Origin of the sequence: Streptomyces sp. NBC_01314 (assembly GCF_041435215.1) — a bacterium.
In the GTDB taxonomy this organism is placed as follows: Bacteria; Actinomycetota; Actinomycetes; order Streptomycetales; family Streptomycetaceae; genus Streptomyces.
Map to the genome: position 1 here is coordinate 4,107,356 of NZ_CP108394.1, position 20,654 is coordinate 4,128,009.

Annotated in this window: 18 protein-coding genes and 1 pseudogene; 7 read left to right on the forward strand and 12 right to left on the reverse strand. The window is 70.8% G+C overall.

What is annotated here, in order from left to right; all coding sequences use genetic code 11:
• The first annotated feature begins 114 nt into the window (after window positions 1-114).
• A complete protein-coding gene (locus OG622_RS17945; RefSeq protein ID WP_371577166.1) occupies window positions 115-2,268 on the forward strand; it encodes a hypothetical protein in 2,154 nt (717 codons plus the stop codon).
• 82 nt (window positions 2,269-2,350) lie between these two features.
• Here OG622_RS17945 and OG622_RS17950 read toward each other — a convergent pair whose 3' ends face one another.
• From OG622_RS17950 to OG622_RS17975, 6 genes are all read right to left on the reverse strand, one after another.
• Complete coding sequence (locus OG622_RS17950) at window positions 2,351-5,260, reverse strand: SpoIIE family protein phosphatase (RefSeq protein ID WP_371577168.1); 2,910 nt, start codon at window positions 5,258-5,260, stop codon at window positions 2,351-2,353.
• A gap of 275 nt (window positions 5,261-5,535) precedes the next feature.
• Window positions 5,536-5,943 carry an ATP-binding protein gene (locus tag OG622_RS17955; protein WP_319763640.1) on the reverse strand — a complete coding sequence of 136 codons (408 nt, stop codon included), beginning with the start codon at window positions 5,941-5,943 and terminating at the stop codon, window positions 5,536-5,538.
• Window positions 5,944-6,384: 441 nt separating this feature from the next.
• Window positions 6,385-6,789: a (deoxy)nucleoside triphosphate pyrophosphohydrolase gene (locus OG622_RS17960; protein ID WP_371577172.1), complete on the reverse strand. Its 405-nt coding sequence runs from the start codon at window positions 6,787-6,789 to the stop codon at window positions 6,385-6,387.
• Window positions 6,790-6,834: 45 nt separating this feature from the next.
• The gene (locus tag OG622_RS17965; RefSeq protein WP_371577174.1) at window positions 6,835-7,035 is read right to left on the reverse strand and encodes an SPOR domain-containing protein; all 201 of its coding nucleotides are present in this window, start codon (window positions 7,033-7,035) and stop codon (window positions 6,835-6,837) included.
• A gap of 446 nt (window positions 7,036-7,481) precedes the next feature.
• Window positions 7,482-8,234, reverse strand: coding sequence for a GntR family transcriptional regulator (locus OG622_RS17970; RefSeq protein ID WP_371577176.1), 753 nt, complete (start codon window positions 8,232-8,234; stop codon window positions 7,482-7,484).
• Between the two features lie 146 nt (window positions 8,235-8,380).
• Window positions 8,381-9,604: a DUF4190 domain-containing protein gene (locus OG622_RS17975; RefSeq protein ID WP_371577178.1), complete on the reverse strand. Its 1,224-nt coding sequence runs from the start codon at window positions 9,602-9,604 to the stop codon at window positions 8,381-8,383.
• A 277-nt stretch (window positions 9,605-9,881) separates the two neighbouring features.
• Between OG622_RS17975 and OG622_RS17980 the strand changes: the two genes are divergently transcribed.
• Window positions 9,882-10,988 (forward strand): pyridoxal-phosphate dependent enzyme, encoded by a 1,107-nt coding sequence (locus OG622_RS17980; RefSeq protein WP_371577179.1) that lies wholly within the window; start codon window positions 9,882-9,884, stop codon window positions 10,986-10,988.
• A gap of 44 nt (window positions 10,989-11,032) precedes the next feature.
• On the opposite strand, the gene OG622_RS17985 is transcribed toward OG622_RS17980, so the two are convergent.
• Complete coding sequence (locus tag OG622_RS17985) at window positions 11,033-11,206, reverse strand: hypothetical protein (RefSeq protein ID WP_371577181.1); 174 nt, start codon at window positions 11,204-11,206, stop codon at window positions 11,033-11,035.
• Window positions 11,207-11,285: 79 nt separating this feature from the next.
• Here OG622_RS17985 and OG622_RS17990 point away from each other — a divergent pair.
• A pseudogene (locus OG622_RS17990) lies at window positions 11,286-11,477 on the forward strand (type II toxin-antitoxin system prevent-host-death family antitoxin); the annotation flags it as partial.
• A gap of 26 nt (window positions 11,478-11,503) precedes the next feature.
• Here the strand turns inward: OG622_RS17990 and OG622_RS17995 are convergent.
• Together OG622_RS17995 and ychF are read right to left on the reverse strand one after the other, a co-directional pair.
• Window positions 11,504-12,922 carry an ATP-binding protein gene (locus OG622_RS17995; protein WP_371577183.1) on the reverse strand — a complete coding sequence of 473 codons (1,419 nt, stop codon included), beginning with the start codon at window positions 12,920-12,922 and terminating at the stop codon, window positions 11,504-11,506.
• A gap of 240 nt (window positions 12,923-13,162) precedes the next feature.
• Entirely contained in the window at window positions 13,163-14,251 is a 1,089-nt protein-coding gene (ychF, locus tag OG622_RS18000; protein ID WP_371577185.1) for a redox-regulated ATPase YchF, read from the reverse strand.
• A 426-nt stretch (window positions 14,252-14,677) separates the two neighbouring features.
• Here ychF and OG622_RS18005 point away from each other — a divergent pair, with 426 nt between their 5' ends.
• A complete protein-coding gene (locus OG622_RS18005; protein WP_371577186.1) occupies window positions 14,678-15,235 on the forward strand; it encodes a DUF6542 domain-containing protein in 558 nt (185 codons plus the stop codon).
• Between the two features lie 169 nt (window positions 15,236-15,404).
• Here the strand turns inward: OG622_RS18005 and ppgK are convergent, their stop codons facing one another.
• Window positions 15,405-16,151 (reverse strand): polyphosphate--glucose phosphotransferase, encoded by a 747-nt coding sequence (gene ppgK / locus OG622_RS18010; RefSeq protein ID WP_371577188.1) that lies wholly within the window; start codon window positions 16,149-16,151, stop codon window positions 15,405-15,407.
• A gap of 148 nt (window positions 16,152-16,299) precedes the next feature.
• Window positions 16,300-17,310 carry a 4-hydroxy-3-methylbut-2-enyl diphosphate reductase gene (locus tag OG622_RS18015; protein ID WP_371577189.1) on the reverse strand — a complete coding sequence of 337 codons (1,011 nt, stop codon included), beginning with the start codon at window positions 17,308-17,310 and terminating at the stop codon, window positions 16,300-16,302.
• A 279-nt stretch (window positions 17,311-17,589) separates the two neighbouring features.
• On the opposite strand from OG622_RS18015, the gene xseA reads away from it, so the two are divergent.
• The 3 genes from xseA (at window position 17,590) to OG622_RS18030 (ending at window position 19,863) form a co-directional block, all read left to right on the forward strand.
• Complete coding sequence (gene xseA, locus OG622_RS18020; RefSeq protein WP_371577191.1) at window positions 17,590-18,840, forward strand: exodeoxyribonuclease VII large subunit; 1,251 nt, start codon at window positions 17,590-17,592, stop codon at window positions 18,838-18,840.
• A gap of 10 nt (window positions 18,841-18,850) precedes the next feature.
• Entirely contained in the window at window positions 18,851-19,123 is a 273-nt protein-coding gene (locus tag OG622_RS18025; RefSeq protein WP_371577193.1) for an exodeoxyribonuclease VII small subunit, read from the forward strand.
• Window positions 19,124-19,272: 149 nt separating this feature from the next.
• A complete protein-coding gene (locus tag OG622_RS18030; protein WP_371577195.1) occupies window positions 19,273-19,863 on the forward strand; it encodes a malonic semialdehyde reductase in 591 nt (196 codons plus the stop codon).
• A gap of 153 nt (window positions 19,864-20,016) precedes the next feature.
• Here the strand turns inward: OG622_RS18030 and OG622_RS18035 are convergent, their stop codons facing one another.
• Complete coding sequence (locus OG622_RS18035) at window positions 20,017-20,535, reverse strand: DUF4245 domain-containing protein (protein WP_371577197.1); 519 nt, start codon at window positions 20,533-20,535, stop codon at window positions 20,017-20,019.
• Between the last annotated feature and the right edge of the window lie 119 nt (window positions 20,536-20,654).

Consider the following 20,654-nt stretch of genomic DNA (forward strand, 5'->3'; position numbering starts at 1 on the left):
CCCTTGCGAACGAGGCGATCATGGCATGCCCTCGCCACCGGGACCGGCCTCCGCCTCCCCCACTCCGCCGCACCCCACTCGCGACCGCGCGACACCGGCCATACGCTCCCAAATGTGACGTCGCGTCTGAGAAGGAACCGAGCGCGGGGCGCCACGTCGCACATAGCCGTGCGGCTGGCCCACACCGCGTTCGGCGGGCTGGCAGCCATGGCCTGGCTCCTGTTGCCCACGGCAACGGAGCCGGCCGAGAGCCAGGCCGCGAAGCCGCCCGCCGACGAGCGGTCCGTGGACGGGACGGCCGTCCGGCCGACCGTCGGCGGGCAGCCCCTGACTCCGGTCGGCGGCGAGCTGTTCATGGCCCCGGCCGTGGACGAGCCACTCGTGGTCCCGCCGGTGGGCAGACCGCCCGCGGATCCGGTCGACCTCGGCCGGTCCACGGTCCCGGCCATCGGCGGGCGACCTGCGACTCCGGTCGTCGGCGCACAGTCCGTGGCTCCCGCTGTCGGCGGTGCTGCCCCCGCTGACGGCGATACCTTCGGGGCGGATCTGATCCTGCCGGTGGCCGCGGCGGGTACGGCTGTCGCCGTGGCCGCGTACTCCCTCGTACGACGTCGGCGCCGCGCCCAGCTGCACACGCCCCCGACCGGCACCTTCGAACCGCCGACCACCGCGCTGCCCGACCTCCACCGCCGGGCCCAGCGGCTCCTCGTCGAGACCGACGACAGCGTCCGCACCAGCACCGAGGAACTCCGCTTCGCGGCGGCCCGGCCGGGCCACGATGCCGCCGAGCCGCCTACGGACGGGCAGACGGACCGCGAAGACGCCGGGCCGCACGAGGAAGGCCCGGCGAGCCCTGCCGAAACCGAGCCACCCACAGCCGACCCTGCCAGCCCTGCCAGCCCTGCCAGCCACAGTGATCCTCAGCCGCACCTGGAGAAGTCGGCAGTTCGCGAAGAAGCGGAGCCGCAGGAGGAGAGCCCGGCCGGCCACGACGAGCCCGAACCATCCGCAGTCGGTTCCGCCGGTCCTGCCAGTCCCACCGATCCCACCGATCCTGCCGATCCTGCCGATCCTGCCGACCCTGCCGACCCTGCCGACCCTGCCGACCACAGTGCTCCCCAGCCGCATCCGGAGAAGTCGGCGGGCGCTGGATCGGGCGGGCCGCGCGCGGAGGCGCCGGTCGTGCTCGACCCGGCCATGGCCTTCGCGGAGACGCCCGCGGCGCGGGACGCGGTGCAGCCGTTCGTGGAGGCGTTGGCGGATGCGCGGCGGGAGCTGGTGGGGGCCTGCCGGGTGGGTCTGCGGTTGGACGAGGAGCGCGATGCTCTGTCCCCCGACGAGGAACGCGCGCTACTGGAGGAGATCCTCACCCGGTGCACGACCGCACAGCGGAGGCTCGACACGGCGACGCCCGCCTTCGATCAACTCCGTGCTCTGGAATGGGACATCATCCCGGCCCTGAAGTTCGCGGAGTCCCGCTTCCGCGAGCTGACCGGCCGTACGGCGACCGCGGCCACCACCCTCACCGCCCTCCGCGACGGCTTCGCCCCGGCCGCCTCCCTCCCCGTCACCGGCTACGTCGAACAGGCCAAGGACCGCCTGGTCTTCGCCACCTCCGAGCTCAACCGGTCCCGTCAGGCCGCCTACCCGGGCGACCTGCACACCGCGGCCGTACACCTACGGGCCGCCGAGGGCGCGATCGACCAGGCTGACCTGTTCGTGACCGGGGTGGAGCGCCTCGCCACCGAACTGCTGCATGCGGCTGGGAGCGCCAAGCAGGGCGCCCCCTCCACCGCCCCCTCCACCGGCCCGTACGACGACCCCCTCGATGCCCTCCGCCGCCAGGGCCGCTGGCTCTTCCCGGCCCGCAGCGCGGTCGCCGCCGCGGCCGACTTCGTCACCACGCACCGGGGAGCGGTCGGGGCGAAGGCCAGGAGCCGGCTGTCGGAGGCGGAACGGCACTTGGCGCAGGCGATTCCGGCGGATTCCGCCGAGCGGGACGAGGGCGACGGGACCGCCGAGAACACCCGGCACACTCAACGAGCCCACGCTCTCGCCCAGGAGGCCCGGCACCTGGCCGAGCAGGACGTCAGGGCGTACGGCAACCCGTACGGCGGCCCCGTCGGCGACGGTCTGGCCGGCGCCCTCCTGGGCGGCATCATCCTCGGCGAGCCCCCCGACGGCGGCGGCCGAGCCGACCTGCGAGGCCCCGCTTGTTACGGCGGAACGGCGACCCGCGCCCGCAGAACAGCGGGCGGCCAGTTCTGACTGCACAGGTCCCACCCCCGCGCGCCGGTCAGGGCGCCGGGAACCCGCGCGACGAGCCACGACGCACCAGCGGTGCCCCGCCCTAGAACAGGCTCAGCAACGCCTCCGCCGGATCCGTCAGCCCGTGCTCCCCACCCGGCAGCGGCAGTTCGAACCACACCGTCTTGCCGCGAGGCGTCCGGCGGGACCCCCACGCGGCGGACAGCAGGCCGACCAGCTGGAGCCCACGCCCGCCCTCGTCCGTGTCGCGGGCCCGGCGTCGGCGGGGCTGCACAAGACCCGCGTCCCACACCTCGCAGACGAGTGTTCTGTCGAGGAGGAGCCGGAGCCGAATCTCACCCTCGCCGTACCGCAGGGCGTTGGTGACCAGCTCGCTGACCAGCAGTTCCGCCGTGTCGATGAGGGGCTCAAGGTCCCAGGCCTGCAACCGGGTGCGGGCGTACTCGCGGGCGCGGCCCACGCTGCGCGGCTCACGAGGCAGGGTCCAGTCGCCGACGGAGTCCTCCGGCAGTCCCTGGACACGAGCCATCAGCAGCGCGATGTCGTCCTCGCCGTGGTGGGTGTCGAGGGTGTTGAGGACGTGGTCGCAGACGTCCTCCAGCGACCGGGGGGTGTCGGCGCGCAGGGCGGTCGGCGGCTGGGCAGGGTCCGTGAGCGCGCCGACGAACGCCTGCAGGCCCTCGTCGAGGGGATGATGGCGGGATTCGACCAGTCCATCCGTGTAGAGCGCCAACAGCGCGCCTTCGGGTAGTTCGACCTCCACCTCCTCGAACGGCTCACCGCCGACGCCGAGCGGCATGCCGGGCGGCACGTCGAGCATCAGCGCGCTCTCGCCCGGCTCGACCAGCACCGGCGGCAGATGGCCCGCGTTGGCGAAGGTGCAGCGGCGGGTCACCGAGTCGTAGACGGCGTAGACGCAGGTGGCGAGGTAGACCTCGGCGAGGTCCTTGTCGCGGGGCCGGCTGGCTGAGGTGCGGGAGGCCGACTGGCCACCGCCGGGGGTGCCGAGGCCACGGGCGATCTCGTCGAGCGCCGAGAGAACCTCGGCGGGTTCGAGGTCCAGCAGGGCCAACGTACGAACGGCCGTACGAAGTTCGCCCATCGCCACCGCTGCCCGCAGTCCGCGGCCCATGACGTCGCCGACGACGAGTGCCGTGCGGTGACCGGGGAGTTCGATGACGTCGAACCAGTCGCCGCCGACCTCGGTGGCCGCGTTGCCCGGCAGATAACGGCAGGCGATGTCGAGCCCGGAGGCCTCGGGGTCGCCCGGCGGCAGGAGGGAGCGCTGCAGGATGAGGGCGCGCTCGTGTTCGCGGCGGTAGAGGCGCGCGTTGTCGATACAGACGGCGGCGCGTGCGGCCAGCTCGACGGCGAGGTCCCGGTCGCTTCCGCCGAACGGCTCGCTGCCCTTCGTGCGGGAGAACTGCACGAGTCCGACGACGGTGTCGTGCGCGACCATCGGCACGGCGAGCGTCGACTGGATGAGGCTGCCGTCCTCGGGCACCTGCTGGGGGCGGCCGGTGCGCAAAGCGTCCGCGCAGGGCGAGTTGAACGGGTAGTGGTGGACCGCGCCGACGTCCACGGGGGCGGGTCCACCGACGAACGGCGCGTCGGAGACGGCGCTGGCGAAGGCGACCCGGCGCAGTTCGGCGCTGCCGTCGGCGAGTCCGGGCGGGGCCTCGTCGCCCACCAGGAGGCCCTGGTAGAGGTCGACGGTGGCGAGGTCGCAGAAGCCGGGAACGACGACGGCGAGGAGTTCGCGGGCGGTGGTCTCCAGGTCGAGTGAGTTGCCGATGCGCGAGCCGGCCTCGTTGAGGAGGGCGAGATTGCGCCGGGCGGCGGCGGCCTCGCGGGCGGCGGAGCGACGGGCCGTGATGTCGGTGCCGAGCCAGGCGATGCCGATGGGGCGGCCGGTACCGCTGTGCACGCGGTAGAGGTTGATGGACCAGTGGCGGCGGTCCTCGGATCCGGGCACGAAGCCCGTGATGTGCATGTCCGTGATCGACTCACCGGTCTCCATGACCCGGCGCAGGGTGGCCTCGACCCGCTCGGCCTCCGGGGACTGCAGGTAGTCGTGGACGCCCCGGCCGCGGTGGTCGTCGACCTCGCCGCCGTAGATGGAGGCGAAGCGCTGGTTGGCGCGCCTTACCCGAAGATCGGTGTCTATCAGAAGGAACCCGAACGGAGATTGGCCGAAAATAGCCTGCGAAGCGGCAAGGTCGGTCTCTATCCGGCGCAGGGTCCGGACGTCCACGACGATGCAGACGGCGGCCCGTTCGCCACCTTCCACGGTGGTGGGCATCACATAGACCTCGGCGAGTCCCTCCACCCCGTCGGGACCCGGCACACGGAAGGGGACCACCCCGGTCCACTCCCGGCCGTCGAGGACCTCGGCCATTTTCCGCTGGCCTTCTTCACGCCGGTCGGGGTCGATGAACGCCTCGATGGGGTCCATCCCCACGGCCCGCTCCGCCGCTATGCCGAACAACTGCTCGGCACGCAGACTCCACTGGTCGACGAGTCCGTCAGGACCGATCGAGAACGAAGCGACCTTGATGTAGTCGTACATGGATCCCGGCGGGCTGGTCTGCCACATCGAGTCACCGGTCCCGTGACCACCCATGACACCCGCGCCACCGTCGGACCCGTCTGACCTGCCGGATCCGCCGGACCCGTCGGCTTCACCGACCCGCGCGCCGGACGTTCGGCCCTCGGACCCTCGCCCCTCGGACCCTCGCCCCTCGGACCCTCGCCCCTCGGAGGCACGACTCCCGGGCACACGACTCCCGGACACCCGGCCCATCGAACCGGTGCCCGTTTTGTCGCGTGTGGCCCCGCTGTCGCGAGTGGCTCCGCCCAGGCCGGAATGGCCTGCGGCCTCGGGCCTCGCGCGGTCCGACGGGTTCTTGGAACCCGTGGACTCCGTGGCCTTCGCTGGTATCTCGCTCACGCGAACCGTCCCCTCCAGCTCACCGCGTCCGGCTTCGGTCACCAGGGGCGGCTGCCCGCAGTATCCAGCACTACGGCGCCGCACAACACGGTGTTCACGATCACAGCACGGTCCCGATCGTTTTTGGACCGGCCGGAACATACTCCCAAGTCTTCTAACCAGGCGGTGCCCTCTCGAATCAAAGACTCCTGCCAGCCCTACTGGCTTGAACCAGTCGGTCGCACGCACGCCCCGGGGAGCCGCCCCCTCCCCCGGGCCGTACGCCGTGAACGCCCGCCGTGCATCAGGACCTTCGCCCTGTACGTCGACAGAGCCGCTCAGCCGGGAACCGCCAGCTCGAACCAGACCGTCTTGCCCGCCTCGCCGGGGCGGGTACCCCAGGCTCGCGAGGAACAGGCCACCAACTGCAGACCCCGGCCGCTCTCGTCGTCGACATCGGCCGCGCGTTCGCGCGGCGGGTCGGGCAGGGGGTCGGAGACCTCGACCAGGAGAGCGCCCGAGGGGCCGGCGGGACGCACGAGCCGTACCCCGATGGGCCCCGTCGCGTGCCGCAGCGCGTTGGTCACCAGCTCGCTCACCAACAGGGCGGTGATGTCCCCGAGCACATCGAGTTCCCACTCACGCAGTTGCCTTCGCACCACCGCACGAGCGTCCCGCACCGCCCCCGGCTCCGCCGGAAAGGTCCACTCGGCGCAGTCGGCTCCGCTGTCGATCACGCCGATCACTTCCCAGTCCAGAAGCAGGCCCTGTCCGGTTTCATGGGGTTAATGGGCACATACCCGATATCCATCCCGTAGTACCGCGCACGAGGGCGCACTGTGGCACGAACGGCGTAGGAGGCGCATCGTGCCGCGCAGGGAAGCCACATAAGGAACGCACAAGGAAGCCGCATAGGGAAAGGGCCATCCTCAACAAAAGTGCGGGGCCCCGCAACGGTCCCGTCAGAAGCGCGGGGAACTGTGCGACCAGCCGCACTCAACCCGCACCGCAGCCAGAACACCTACCCCACCGGCCGGGCGGGGGAAGGGGATCGAGGGCGGGAGCTCGGGAGCTCGGGAGCGGGGACGCGGAAGCTCGGGAGCCGCGACGCGGAAGCGGCGGGCCCCCAGAGGCAGTCCGGGACCAAAGATGCCCCGGCAGCGACCGCATCGCAGCCGGGGCCCCACTCAGCCGACGTCGCCCCAAGCCACCCGCGCCGCCTCCATCACCGCCGGCACATCCTGCTCCAGCCAGTCGACATCCCACACCTCGTCCACGGTCAGCCACCGCAGCTCGTCATGGTCCTCCAGCGGCCGAGGCTCACCGGACAGCAGATGCGCGATCCAGACCCGCAGCACATATCCGGGGCGCACCACCCACTCACCGGGCACCCGCTCCGCGGACTTCACCTCGACACCCAGCTCTTCCCGCAGCTCACGCACGAGTGCCTGCTCGGGCGGCTCACCGGGTTCCACCTTGCCGCCCGGCAGTTCCCAGCGTCCGGCCAGCTCAGGCGGCGCGCTGCGGCGGGCGGCGAGCAGTCGCCCGCCACTCAGCAGAGCGGCGCCCACCACCACGATCGGTTCGGTCATGCGCGGGAGCCTACGGGAGCGTCCCCGGATGCCGGGCGGGGTGAGTCAGTTACTCCCGCTCTGCCCGTTCTGGCCGTTCTGCCCGACGCGTTCGACCCAGTAGAGCTGCTTGTGGCCGCGGCTGTCGAGACCGTCCGCGATCTTCTGCGCCTCGGCACGCGTCGCATACCTGCCCACCCGGTAGCGATTGCCGTTGTCGTCCTGCCGCACGACGAGCCAGGGAAGAGTGATCGTGCTGTCGTTCATCGACCCCCACCGCCCTTTCCCGCCCCGGCTCGCCCAGGCCCCACCCCCGGATGCCGCCGCGCCCCGTCACCTAAGGAAACCGCATTCCGCATATGCCCGAGCGTACGCCTAACCTTTACGCAGCGAATCCGTCTTTTTACAAAGAGGTACGCAACCAGCCAAGACGAGGGGGGCGCACCCCGTCGAACGCGCCGCCGATCACTACTCGCACGCCCCCCAGCGCTCCGACGAGCAGCGGTCCTGCGCCGTTCGTACGAAACGGGCCGCTACCAGGCCTCATCGTGACCCGACGGCAAGAACGACCGAAATTCGAACTACGTTCGGACGAACCGCCGAGGCTCCGACAAGTCCAACTTCCCTCCGGCAAAGACCAATTGACCCATGCCCGCGTCACGGTCCCGTACACGCTAAATCTGCCGGTTTCCCGAACGAGCGCCACCCGCCGCTCACTTCACCGGCAGGTGGTACGCCACCTGGTAGCGGTCCGCCGGGACCACCACGTCCGCCGTCTCCACCGGGCGACCGGAGGCGAAGTACGTGCGCTGGACGACCAGGACGACATGTCCGGGGACGCCACCGAGGGCGAGCAGCTCCTCGGCGAGGCCGGGGCGGGCACCGACCTCCTCGGTGACGTTGTCGACGACGACGTCGATGGCCGCCATGCGCTCGACGACACCCATGCCCCCGAGGGGCCCCTCCTCGGGAAGCATCACGGGTGTGCGGCCGGTGAGGGCGAGGGGCTCCCAGGAGGTGGAAAGCATCATCACCTCCCCCGCGTCCCGGAAGGTGTACCTGGTGCACATCACGCGGTCGCCGGTGTGGATCGCGAGCCGTTCGGCGATCGTCCGGCCCGCCTCGACCTGCTCGCTGCGCGACTCCCAGGTGCCGCGCGCCCCGACATCGGCCTGCTCCTGCCGGAAGGGCGTGGCACCGCCCGCGGGCCGGAATCCGGAGCGGGAGACCCGACGCGGCACCGGGCGCTCTCGCACATATGTGCCCGAACCGGAGCGGCCTTCCACCAGCCCCTCGGCCATGAGCACCTTGCGGGCCTCCAGCGCGACCGTGTCCGAAACGCCGTACTCCTCCCGAATGCGGGCCTGGGAGGGGAGGCGGGTGTGCGGTGGCAGCGAACCGCTCACGATCTTCCTGCGGAGATCACCCGCGACACGCAAGTACGCCGGCTGCTCACCGAAAGTCACTGGCCGCTCCCATCAGCTTGTACAGACAGCAACAGCGTGGCAACCGTGGGTTCCGCCTGCAAGCAAAGGCCAGAGAATCACTCGATGTGATGACTTGGGTCCGGTAAGGGCTTTACGCAGGCACTTTCTCCCCACTATGGGTGCCGTCACACCTCCGCGTCGGAGCCGTCCCCGCCACCGCCCTCGCCGGTGCTCTCGTCGTCGAATGTCGGCGATTCGGTGGCCAGCCCCAGAGCCTCGCGGGCGGTGACCGCCTTCGCTCCGTCGGTCAGCCGGTGCGCCTTGTCCCAGTGGTCGGAGAAGTCCCCGGCGTTCCTCGCCTTGTTCGCCGCCTCCCACTCCTCGCGCGCCCGGTCCAGGGCGTCGGCGTAGTCGGTGACCGCCTGCTCCGCGGAGGGCTCCCAGTCGTGCGCGCGCAACGCGGACGTCTGCTGTTCCAGGGCGTGGACCACCTTCGACGCCCACACCTTGTGCCCGGCCAGGTCGTCCTCGACGTACTCCGTGTCGGGTACCCCGTCGAAGGCGTCGTCCAGGAGCGCCTCGGCCTCCAGGAAGGCGAACTGGTCGTCGTCGAGGGTCGTGCCGTCCTGCCGCAGCGAGCCCGTCAGGCTGCCCTCGGGGTCCACGTTGCCGAACATGCAGGTGATCTCGCGGTCGCCGTACCGCCAGCTCTGCCGGGTGGGCGTGAAGTAATAGACGTCGACGTCGGCAGGGAGCGCCCAGGGATCCATCGCATACAGCTCCGACTGCGCGTAGCACCGGTCGTCGGCGGCGTCGGTGACCGCCTCGTCACCCGGGTAGGCGCCGTCCGGCATCGAGAATTCGGCGAACACCTCCGCGTCGTGCTCACCGGCGCACGGCACGATGTCGACGTCGTACGCGTATCCCTCCAGGGAGCCGCTCTGCGAGTCGAAGCACTCGCCCCTGGCCACCGAGAAGGTGCCACCCGCACCGCTCGCCACGTCGCGGAAGCCGTCCCACGCGTCGCGCGCGCCGCCCGTGGTGAACGCAAGCGTCATCAGCAGCGCGCCGATCATCGAGAGGACGATTCCGGCCACCGCCATGCCCTTGCCGCGCTCCCCCTTCTTCCGGATCTGTACCAGCGCGACGATCCCCAGCAGCAGGCCGACGCCCGGCAGGAAGCACAGCACCCCGAGCACGAGCGCGGCGATCGCGGGCCCGTTGACGGGCGGGGCCGGCAGCGGCGCCGGATACGCCTGTCCCCAGCTCTGCCCCCACGCCTGCCCCAGGACCTGAGGAGGCACCTGGTACGGATACGGCTGCCCGGCCCCGGCCCGCGGCTGCCCCGGGGGCGGAAACTGGCCACCGCCATGAGGTGGCTGGGGCCCGAGGGGCGGGGGTGTGGCCACAGGTACACATGCTCCTTGCGCCGAGCGGAGTGGGAACTGACGTACGACTGGGCGCATGGTAAGCGGGTGAGGGGGGTGGGCGATACGCGGGGCGGGGCGGGACTCGGAACGAGGCAGGGTGGGGCACGGGACGGGGCGGCGCACGGCACGGGGACCCTCCCCGGATGATCGGTTCGCCGTCAGGAACTCGCAGTCGGAAGTGCGCCGCCCGCCTGAACCCACCATGACGCACCGTCACCAACCATCCCGGCCATCCCCACCCAACTAACCTTCGCTCATGACCCCTCTGCCGGATCGCTTCTGCCCGACGGACGGCACGCGCGTCCCCGCCGCCTCCTTCGCCTGGTGCTGCCCGGCCTGCCGCGGCCCCCTGGACCTGGACTTCGCGCCCACACCGGCACCGCTCAAATCCCTGACCGGCCGCGTGAACTCCCTCTGGCGCTACGCGGAATGCCTCCCCCTGGCGGCGCCCACGGTCTCGCTGGGCGAGGGCCGCACCCCGCTCGTCGATCTGAAGGAGGGCGTCCGGGCCAAGCTCGACTTCCTGATGCCGACGCTGTCCTTCAAGGACCGGGGCGCGGTGCTCCTCGCCGAGCTGGCCCTGCGGCTCGGCCCCCGCCGGGTGATCGCCGACAGCAGCGGCAACGCGGGCACGGCGGTCGCCGCGTACTGCGCACGGGCCGCGCTGCCCTGCACGGTGTACGTCCCGGCCGGTACGTCGGACAAGAAGCTGGAGCAGATCGGGGCGCACGGCGCGCAGCTGCACATCATCGACGGCGACCGCGAGGCCACGGCCCGCGCGGCCCGGGAGGCGGCGGACGCGGACGGCGTCTTCTACGCCTCGCACGTCTACAACCCGTACTTCCTGCACGGCACCAAGACCTACGTCCACGAACTGTGGGAGGACCTCGGCGGACGCCTCCCCGAGGTCATCGTCGTCCCCGTAGGCAACGGCACGCTGCTGCTGGGCGCGGCCCTCGCCGTCGCCGAGCTGCACGCGGCGGGCCTCATCGACCGCCGCCCCGCCCTCTACGCCGTCCAGTCAGCCGCCGTGGCGCCCCTGGCCCGCGCCTGGACCGAGGGCGCCGACGACCTCGTCGGGACCACCCCCGCGGCCCCCACCTTCGCCGAGGGCATCGCCATCCCCCACCCGCCCCGGGCCCGCCAGATCCTTCGCGCCGTCCGCGGCTCCGGCGGCGCCTTCCTCACCGTGACCGAGGACCAGCTCCGCCACGCCCAACGCGACCTGGCCTCCCGCGGTCTGTACGTCGAGTCCACGGGCGTGGCCTGCTGGGCGGCCGTACGGGAAGGGGTACTGGGGGCGCGCACGGCGGTGGTGCCGTTGTGCGGCGCGGGGTTGAAGACGGGGTTGGCGGGGAGCTGAGGGGTCTCCGGCGGGGTCGGCGAACGGCAGAACCGGGGTCGGCGTCAGTACGCCGCGTACAGCATCAGCGCGAGGAACCCGGCGCCGACCGCCGCCAGCAGCATGTTCCCGCTTTTGTGCCCGACCCACAGCAGAAGCCCTCCGGCGGCGACCGCCAGCACACGAACCTCACCGTTGAACACGACGAGCACGCCGAGTATCGCCAATGCCACCCACATGCGGTGCCCCTCCCCCAACCTGATGTGCCTGCCTGTTCAAGGCTTCCCACCCCGAGAGATCGACACCCCCCAAACCCCCATGTTCCCGACACGTGAAGTACCCGAGGACCGGACTTCCGGGGAAACGCCCGATCCGCCCATAGAGTCCATCCGCGATGTCCGGGCTCACCTGGCCGAGGTCGTGGAGCGAGCCGACCGGGACGACGTGCCCAGGGTCCTCACGCGCCGAGGCAGGAAAGTCGCCGGCGTCGCCGCCCGGACGCTCGTCCGAATTCCACACCTGGAACGACCCACCACTCACAGCGGCCAAGCGGTCAGCAAATCGCCGGGGCCGTAGGTGGCATCGAGGCCCGGGCAGTCGACGCCGCTGCGCGAGACCGCCACGACTGGAACGGGTTCGCCGGTGAGGGCGGCCCGGTGTCGATGGAGAGCTGCCAGGTCGTGCCGGTCGAAGGGTGACTGCTCCAGCCACTTGACGGAGCCCACGAAGAGCAGCTCCTTGGCAATGGGGGCGCGGTCCGCCCCGACGATGTCGATCTCGACGTCGTTGGTACGCGTCCAGTAGCCGCCCACTGCGGGGGCCGCGGGCAGCCTGTCATCGGGCAGTATCCGCGCCAGGGCCTCGCGGACAAGGGGCTCGACGGCTCGGCCGCGCCAGCTGGTCCAGTTCTCCCGGATACGCGCCAAGGTCAGATCGCCCCGCCCCCGCTCGATCTCCTCCATGGACGGGCCGAGTAGGTGCAGCCAAAACCGCAGGTAGGGATCTGCCACCCGGTAGCGGCGATCCTTCGACGGACGCAGCGATACGGGCAGCTCCGCAGCGACGATCCGCTTGCCCGTAAGCAGCTCCAGCGCTCGCTGCAGGGGCGTGGCCCCGATCCCGCCGGCTGCACGGGCGATGTTGGTGAAGGTCCGCTCGCCACTGCCGATAGCCGCCAGCACCGTACGCGCCTGAGCCTGCGGAGGGAATTCGGCAGCCAGCGAGCGCTCGGCCGACACCAGCAGGGCCGAGACCGGGTCGCTCAGCGCCTCGTCGAGGAAGTCCCACAACCCCGCACCTCGCGGCCACTCCGCGCAGATCAGCGGCAGCCCGCCGGTGACCAGCGCGGCGTCGAAGGCTTCCGCCGGTTCCAACCCGAGCATCTGGCCCACCTCGGCGGGGTTCAGTGGTCCCAGCACCATCTCCCGGCCGCGCTGATGGAAGGGGCGTCCGTAGCTGTTCAGTGCCTCCATCATCGACAGATCGGAGCCGATGAGGACCAGCAGCACCGGCTTGGTCTCCAGCACCCGGTCCCAGGCCCGTTGCAGCATCCCCTCAAAGGCGCCCTCCACGTCCATCAGATACGGCACCTCGTCGATGACCAGCACGCTCGCCCGGTCAGCGGGCAGCGCCGCAGCCAGCACATCGAACGCGGCGTCCCAGCTCTCCGGCCGCGCGGCGCCCACCAGCCCCGCCAACGGCAGCGTCGACGCCTGGGCGTCCCGGGCCAGCCGTGCCAGATCATCCCTGGGGGACGCACCGGTCGCCGCGTAGAACAAGAACGGGGCTCCGGAGCGCTCCGCAAACCGCTCGACCAGTCGCGACTTGCCCACCCGTCGCCGCCCACGCAACATCACGCACCGACCGGGCCGCTCCCCGCCAACCCCTGCCGCCACCTTCTGCAGCTCTCGCTCCAATGTCGCCAGCTCCGGCCGACGACCTACGAAGTCCACCATGGCCACCGACCTCCACGCATGATACTAACGACAAGGTTACTAACATAGACATTAGTAGGTAGCCCGCGCCAGTTGTCGCTAAGGCCCCCGGCGCTGCGGCCCACGAACCAGCACGGGAGCCTCAATGGCATCCCGGCACTATCCCAGCAAGGGAAAGAACCAAGGGGCCCGACCCCAAAGAGTCGGACCCCTTCTGAGCTGGGTATTTGCCAGATCAGTGACGTGGTGGTGTGCCACCCACTACACGTTGAACCGGAACTCGACGACGTCCCCGTCCTGCATCACGTAGTCCTTGCCCTCCATGCGGGCCTTGCCCTTGGCGCGGGCCTCCGCGACGGAGCCGGTTTCGACGAGGTCGGCGAAGGAGATGACCTCGGCCTTGATGAAGCCCTTCTGGAAGTCGGTGTGGATGACACCGGCGGCCTCGGGAGCGGTGGCGCCCTTCTTGATGGTCCAGGCGCGGGATTCCTTGGGGCCGGCCGTGAGGTAGGTCTGCAGGCCGAGGGTGTCGAAGCCGACGCGGGCCAGGGTCGCCATGCCGGGCTCCTCGACGCCCACCGATTCCAGGAGCTCCATCGCTTCCTCCTCCTCGAGCTCGGCGAGGTCCGCCTCCAGCTTGGCGTTGAGGAAGATCGCCTCGGCGGGGGCGACCAGGGCGCGCTGCTCGGCCTTGAAGTCCTCGTCGACCAGTTCGTCCTCGTCGACGTTGAAGACGTAGAGGAAGGGCTTGGTGGTGAGGAGGTGCAGGTCGTGGAGGAGTTCCTCGTTGCCGGAGCCCTGGACGATCCCCGCGGAGAACAGGGTGTCGCCCTTCTCCAGGATCTCCTTCGCCGCCTCGACCGCAGCGACCTTCGGCCCGATGTCCTTCTTGATGCGCGACTCCCGCTGGAGGCGCGGCAGGACCTTCTCGATCGTCTGGAGGTCGGCGAGGATCAGCTCGGTGTTGATCGTCTCGATGTCGTCCTTCGGCGAGACCTTGCCGTCGACGTGCACGACGTTCTCGTCCTGGAAGGCGCGGATGACCTGGCAGATCGCGTCGGACTCACGGATGTTCGCGAGGAACTTGTTGCCCAGCCCCTCGCCTTCCGAGGCGCCCTTCACGATGCCCGCGATGTCGACGAAGTCGACGGTCGCCGGAAGGATCTTCTGCGAGCCGAAGATCTCGGCCAGCTTCGCGAGGCGCGCGTCCGGGACACCGACCACACCGACGTTCGGCTCGATCGTGGCGAACGGGTAGTTGGCCGCCAGCACGTCGTTCTTGGTCAGGGCGTTGAACATGGTCGACTTGCCGACGTTGGGCAGACCGACGATTCCGATCGTGAGCGACACGTTTGCGACTTCCCGTATGTAGGAGGGCCAGGCGGCCGGGGGAGGCTGGAGCGGCAAGGCCTGAGACCTGTCCGGCGGATCGTGCCCCAGCGGCCGGAAGGCCGGCCGGTCCCCCAGTTTACGGCGTGCCGACACCCGGTCCGGCGAGGTATCGAACGCTTGGCCAAGGTCCGCTCAACAGCGTGTCTCTGAACCCATTCGGCACATTAACCGACCTAAGTTGGTCGAGTGGAGCAGCAGCAAAGGACGCATCCCCCGTATCTCCCTCGGACCGGGCCGCAGCGCGGCACATCTCCTCTTCCCCCGCAGGCGGGCAGAGGGGGCCGGGTCGCCGGCGCGAGCGTGCCGCGTCGTGCTCCGGTCGCGCGCGGGCCCGTACCGCCGCCGGTCCGAGCCGTGCGAAGCATCGCGCGTACCGTGCGCCGGATGCCGAGTCCACGTCTCACCGACCTGGGCTGCGGGGTGTTCTGCGGGGTGTCGATGTTCGCGCTCGCCTGCCTCGACCGGCTGCTGTTCGGCGCGTCCCCCGTCTTGTACGGGGTGCTGTTCCTGCTGGTCAGCGCATTGACTGCGGTGTGGGTGCGGGGTGGCGACCTGGCGAGCGCCCCCGTCGTCGTGCCGATCGCCTTCGCGTTCGGCCTGCCGCTGCTCGCCGAGGGCGAGGGCGGGCTCGCCGGGCATCTGATGGCCCTGGTCACCGCGCTCGCCACGCAGGCGGGCTGGCTGTACGGCGGCACGCTCGTCGCCGGGGTCATCGTGACCGTGCGCAAGCTCCGGCTGATGGCCCGCCGGGCGGCCGAGCGGGAGAGGAAGCGGGAGCGGGGGAACTGGGAGGCGCGGGCGCGGGTCGGTGGGCAAGGTAGGCAGGGTCTGGTCCGGGCACCTGGTGTCCAGGCCCTGCCCCCGTACGACCACCGGCCGGTCGGGCCCCGGACGCCGAGGCCTCAGGCCCGGCCCCGCCGCACCGCCCCCCGAGGTCACTAGCCGAAGCCGCCGGAGATGTCGGCCGACGTCACCGGAACTCCAGCTCACCGGCCTGTCCGCCCCTGAGCGTGCTTTCCTCTACTCCTGAGCCTGCCCTGGTCCTGAGCCTGCCGTTACCCGGCCCGGCCCCCGGCCCGTCCCCTGGCCCCGCCCTCGGGGCCGTCCTGTCCTAGCCAGCCTTCGCGGCCCGCATCGCCGCGCCCACGATGCCCGCGTTGTTCTGCAGCTGGGCCGGGACGATCTCCGCCCTGATGTCCTCGATGAGGTGGAGGAACTTCGAGGACTTGCGACTGACACCGCCGCCGATGATGAACAGCTCGGGCGAGAAGAGCATCTCGACGTGGGCGAGGTACTTGGTGACGCGCTTGGCCCAGTGTTCCCAGGTCAGTTCGTGGTCGTCCTTGGCCTTGGTGGAGGCGCGGGTCTCGGCGTCGTGGCCGTGCAGCTCCAGGTGGCCCAGCTCCGTGTTCGGGACAAGGACGCCGTCGGAGAAGACGGCGCTGCCGATGCCCGTGCCGAAGGTGAGCAGGATGACCGTGCCCTGACGGGCGCGCCCGGCACCGAACTGCACCTCGGCGACGCCCGCCGCGTCCGCGTCGTTCACGACGGTCACCGGAAGACCGCCGATCCGCTCGCTCAGCAGGGCGCGCGCGTCGACGTCGATCCAGCTCTTGTCGACGTTGGCCGCCGTACGGATCGTGGCGCCGCCCGTGACCACACCGGGAAAGGTGATGCCGACCGGGCCGGTCCAGCCGAAGTGGTCGACGACCTCCTTGACCCCGTCGGCGACCGAGTCGGGCGTCGCCGGGTGCGGGGTCAGCACCTTGTGCCGCTCGTCCGTCAGGTCGCCCAGGTCCAGGTCCACGGGAGCGCCCTTGATCCCCGAACCACCGATGTCCACGCCGAAGATGTGCATGGCCCTACGTTACGTCGTACGACAGACAGTCACGTTGCCGAGGTGCCCGACCGCCGCCGGGTACCGGAACCCTCACGTCCTGGAACGCGTACGGCCCCGGAACCTTCACGTTCCGGGGCCGTACGCGTGTGGTCAGGGGGTCAGACGGTCAGGTGTCCTGGCCGGTGCGCTCGGCGACCAGGGACGCAGCCTCCTCGCGCAGGTCGCGGCGGAGTTCCTTCGGCAGGGAGAAAGTGATCGACTCCTCGGCCGCCTTGACCAGTTCGACGTCCTCGTAGCCGCGCTGGGAGAGCCACTCCAGGACCTCTTCGACGAGGACCTCGGGCACGGAGGCTCCCGAGGTGACGCCGACGGTCTCCACGCCCTCCAGCCACGCCTCCTCGATCTCGCTCGCGAAGTCCACGAGGTAGGCCTCGCGGGAGCCGGCGAGCTTGGCGACCTCGACGAGCCGGATCGAGTTGGAGGAGTTGCGGGAGCCGACCACGATGACCAGCTCCGCATCGGCGCCCATCTGCTTCACGGCGAGCTGACGGTTCTGCGTGGCGTAGCAGATGTCGTCGCTGGGCGGCGAGACGAGCAGCGGGAACTTCTCCTTGAGCGCGCCGACCGTCTCCATCGTCTCGTCGACGGAGAGCGTGGTCTGGGAGAGCCAGACGATCCTGGACGGGTCGCGGACCTCGATCTTGGCGACGTCCTCGGGGCCGTCGACCAGCTGGATGTGGTCCGGCGCCTCGCCCGAGGTGCCGATGACCTCTTCGTGCCCCTCGTGCCCGATCAGGAGGATGTCGAAGTCGTCCTTGGCGTACCGGATCGCTTCCTTGTGGACCTTGGTGACCAGTGGGCAGGTCGCGTCGATGGTGGCGAGTTTGCCGCGTGCGGCCTCGTCGTGGACGGTCGGGGCCACGCCGTGCGCCGAGAACATGACGATGTTCCCCTCGGGGACCTCCTCCGTCTGCTCGACGAAGATGGCGCCCTTCTTCTCCAGCGTCTGCACGACGTACTTGTTGTGGACGATCTCGTGGCGGACGTAGATCGGGGCCCCGTACTGCTCCAGGGCCTTCTCGACGGCGATCACTGCACGGTCGACACCCGCGCAGTAGCCGCGCGGAGCGGCGAGGAGGACACGGCGGCGGCCAGGCGAAGCGGTCATGTCTTCCATCGTAGGGGTTCCCCCGCGTCGGGCTCCGCCGGTGGGAGCGGGTGAGGGGGTGGTGGGTTGGGTTCGTCGGCGGGTGCGGGTCCGGTGGGGGCTGGTCGCGCAGTTCCCCGCGCCCCTCAAGGACCAGGCCCCTGCGGGCCCGAAAAGCTGGGGCGCAGCCCTTGCTTTTCGGGGGCGCGGGGAACTGCGCGAACAACCACGACGACCGGCACCCGCCGACGCACCCGAACCCCCGAGCTGTGGGGCGGCCTTGTCGGCACCCCCCGCTACGCTCCCCACATGGCTCTCAACACGTCCGCCGAATCCCCCCTCCCCGTCGGCGAGGTGTCCCGGCTCATCGGTGGCTGGATCGACCGGCTCGGTGCCGTGTGGGTCGAGGGGCAGATCACGCAGTTGTCGCGGCGTCCGGGCGCGGGCGTCGTGTTTCTCACGCTGCGGGACCCGTCGCACGACATCTCCGTGGGTGTGACCTGCTACCGGCAGGTGTTCGACACGGTGGCCGACGTGGTGAGCGAGGGCGCGCGGGTCGTCGTCCTGGCGAAGCCGGAGTGGTACGCGCCGCGCGGGCAACTGTCGCTGCGGGCCACCGAGATAAAGCCGGTCGGGGTCGGCGAACTGCTGGCCCGGCTGGAACAGCTGAAGAAGTCGCTGGCCGCGGAGGGGCTGTTCGCCCCGGAGCGGAAGAAGGCGCTGCCCTTTCTGCCGCAGCTGATCGGGCTGGTGTGCGGCCGGGCCTCCGCGGCCGAGCGGGACGTGCTGGAGAACGCCCGGCGCCGCTGGCCGGCCGTCCGCTTCGAGGTGCGCAACGTCGCCGTGCAGGGTGTGCACGCGGTGCCGCAGGTCGTGCAGGCGGTGAAGGAGCTGGACGCGCTGGACGGCGTGGACGTCATCGTCGTGGCGCGCGGCGGCGGCAGCGTGGAGGACCTGCTGCCGTTCTCCGACGAGCAGCTCGTACGGGCGGTCGCGTCCTGTCGTACGCCGGTCGTGTCGGCGATCGGGCACGAGCCGGACACCCCGCTGCTGGACTATGTGGCGGACCTGCGCGCGTCCACGCCCACCGACGCGGCCAAGAAGGTCGTGCCGGACGTGGGCGAGGAGTACGAGCGGGTGCGGTGGCTGCGGGACCGGGCGCGGCGGTGCGTGGAGTCGTTCGTGGAGCGGGAGGAGCGGGGGCTCGCGCACGCTCTCGCGCGCCCCTCGATGGAGGATCCGCACCGCATGATCGACGAGCGCGCCGACCATGTGACCTCGCTGCTCGACCGGGGCCGCCGCTGCCTCGGGCACCATCTGGACCGCGCCGTCTCGGAGTTGACTCACACGCACGCGCGTGTGGTGGCCCTCTCCCCCGCGGCGACGCTCCAGCGGGGGTACGCGGTACTGCAGAAGGCCGACGGGCACGTGGTCCGCGCGCCCGGCGAGGTCGGGCCGGAGGAGCCGTTGCGGGCGCGGGTGGCCGAGGGCGAGTTCGTCGTCCGGGTCGACGGAACAGGGACCGTCGACGGCACAGGGACTGTCGGAGGGGACGCATAAGGTGAGTCGCATGACCAGCAACGTGAGCGAGGCCGACGGGACGACCGGGGCGGCCGGGGCCTCCGAGGCCAACCGGGCCCTCGGGTACGAGCAGGCGCGGGACGAGCTGATCGAGGTCGTCCGCCGTCTGGAGGCGGGCGGTACGACGCTGGAGGAGTCCCTCGCCCTGTGGGAGCGCGGCGAGGAGCTGTCCAAGGTCTGCCGCCGCTGGCTGGACGGGGCACGGGCACGGCTGGACGCGGCGCTGACGGAGGACGCGGAGGGGGACGGCAAAACCGCGTGACGGGACGGCAAGAACGCGTGACCCGTGCAAGCGTGCACGGTGAACGGGCACTGTGAAGCGGATCACCAGACCCGCTTTTTGTTGAAGATTGAACTTCACTCGCGTACGGTCGAGGACGTACACCCCCGACATCGCCCGAAGGTTGCCCCATGTCCCTCGTTCTCGATTCCGCCGCCCAGGACCTGCTGTTCCGCGAGGCCCACACCGCGAACACGTTCACCGACGAGCCGGTGACCGAGGAGCAGGTGCAGGCGATCTACGACCTGGTCAAGTACGGCCCGACCGCGTTCAACCAGACCCCGCTGCGCATCGTGCTGATCCGCTCCGCCGAGGCCCGTGAGCGCCTGCTGCCGTACCTGGCCGAGGGCAACCGGGCCAAGACGGCCACCGCCCCGCTGGTCGCGATCCTCGCCGCGGACAACGAGTTCCACGAGGAGCTGCCGACCTTGTTCCCGGCGCTCCCGCAGGTCAAGGACCTCTTCTTCGCCGAGCGCACGGCCCGCGAGTCTGCCGCCGGCATGAACGCCGCCCTGCAGGCCGCGTACTTCATCATCGGTGTCCGGGCCGCCGGCCTGGCCGCCGGCCCGATGACCGGATTCGACTTCGCCGGTGTCCAGAAGGAGTTCCTGGACGACGACCACACCCCGCTGATGGTCGTCAACATCGGCAGGCCCGGCGAGGGCGCCTCCCGCCCGCGCTCCCCGCGTCTGGACTTCGACCACGTCGTCACCACGGTCTGAGTCCCACCGCAGCCACACGTGACGAAGGGCCCCGGCGACCTCGCCGGGGCCCTCGTGCGTTCACGGCAGGTGCGTACCGCCGCGCTCGTCTCGCTGCGGGCTCGCGCGCCGCGCGGTCACTCCGATCGCTCCGTCCTGAGTGGATCGCTCCGGTCACTCCGTCCTGAGTGCCTGAGCCATCTTCGTCAGCCGGTCGAACGAAGCGGAGCCCGCGACCACGGTCGTGGAGCCCGTGCCCTGCAGGACGAGGGCGTCGTAGCGCTCGCCCTCGTAGCGGGTCCAGGTCTCGTCGCCGATCTCCTGCGTGGTCCCGGTCTTCTTCGCGTCCTGGGTGGCCTCCGCGATGAACCGGGACGGCTTCTCGGCGGACTGCTCGATCGCCACGTACTGACCGTCGGGGTCGTGGAAGCCGAGGTGCCAGTGGTCGGACTCGTCGCCCCGGAAGCGGACGGAGGTCGCCTTCCAGGTCTCGGGCAGACCCACGGGGGCAACCACCGCGTAGGAGGCCGCGCGACGCGCCGTCAGCAGCTCGACGCGGTAGTCGACGCGCTTGGCTTCCTGCCTGGTCTCGTCATGCGGGATGAAGAGATAGATGACCCATGCCGCCAGCACGATGAGCCCCAGGGAGAGGACCATGTCGCGAACGGTCTGCTTGCCTTTCGTACCTGCCACGCCCTCATCGTCGCAGGTGCACCGGTCCGCTCATCCGTGGGGTCCCCTGCTCATTTTGTCGGACTGACGATAGAGTCGGGCTAAACCCTCATCCGGCCGTCGCCGTATCAGAAAGGTGC

Coding starts and splice junctions, on each gene's coding strand:
- OG622_RS17960 (WP_371577172.1), bottom strand. CDS start 6,789: ATGACCGAACCGATCGTGGTGGTGGGCGCCGCTCTGCTGAGTGGCGGG.
- OG622_RS17965 (WP_371577174.1), bottom strand. CDS start 7,035: ATGAACGACAGCACGATCACTCTTCCCTGGCTCGTCGTGCGGCAGGAC.
- OG622_RS17980 (WP_371577179.1), top strand. CDS start 9,882: ATGACCCCTCTGCCGGATCGCTTCTGCCCGACGGACGGCACGCGCGTC.
- OG622_RS17985 (WP_371577181.1), bottom strand. CDS start 11,206: ATGTGGGTGGCATTGGCGATACTCGGCGTGCTCGTCGTGTTCAACGGT.
- OG622_RS17995 (WP_371577183.1), bottom strand. CDS start 12,922: ATGGTGGACTTCGTAGGTCGTCGGCCGGAGCTGGCGACATTGGAGCGA.
- OG622_RS18005 (WP_371577186.1), top strand. CDS start 14,678: ATGCCGAGTCCACGTCTCACCGACCTGGGCTGCGGGGTGTTCTGCGGG.
- ppgK (WP_371577188.1), bottom strand. CDS start 16,151: ATGCACATCTTCGGCGTGGACATCGGTGGTTCGGGGATCAAGGGCGCT.
- OG622_RS18015 (WP_371577189.1), bottom strand. CDS start 17,310: ATGGAAGACATGACCGCTTCGCCTGGCCGCCGCCGTGTCCTCCTCGCC.
- xseA (WP_371577191.1), top strand. CDS start 17,590: ATGGCTCTCAACACGTCCGCCGAATCCCCCCTCCCCGTCGGCGAGGTG.
- OG622_RS18025 (WP_371577193.1), top strand. CDS start 18,851: ATGACCAGCAACGTGAGCGAGGCCGACGGGACGACCGGGGCGGCCGGG.
- OG622_RS18030 (WP_371577195.1), top strand. CDS start 19,273: ATGTCCCTCGTTCTCGATTCCGCCGCCCAGGACCTGCTGTTCCGCGAG.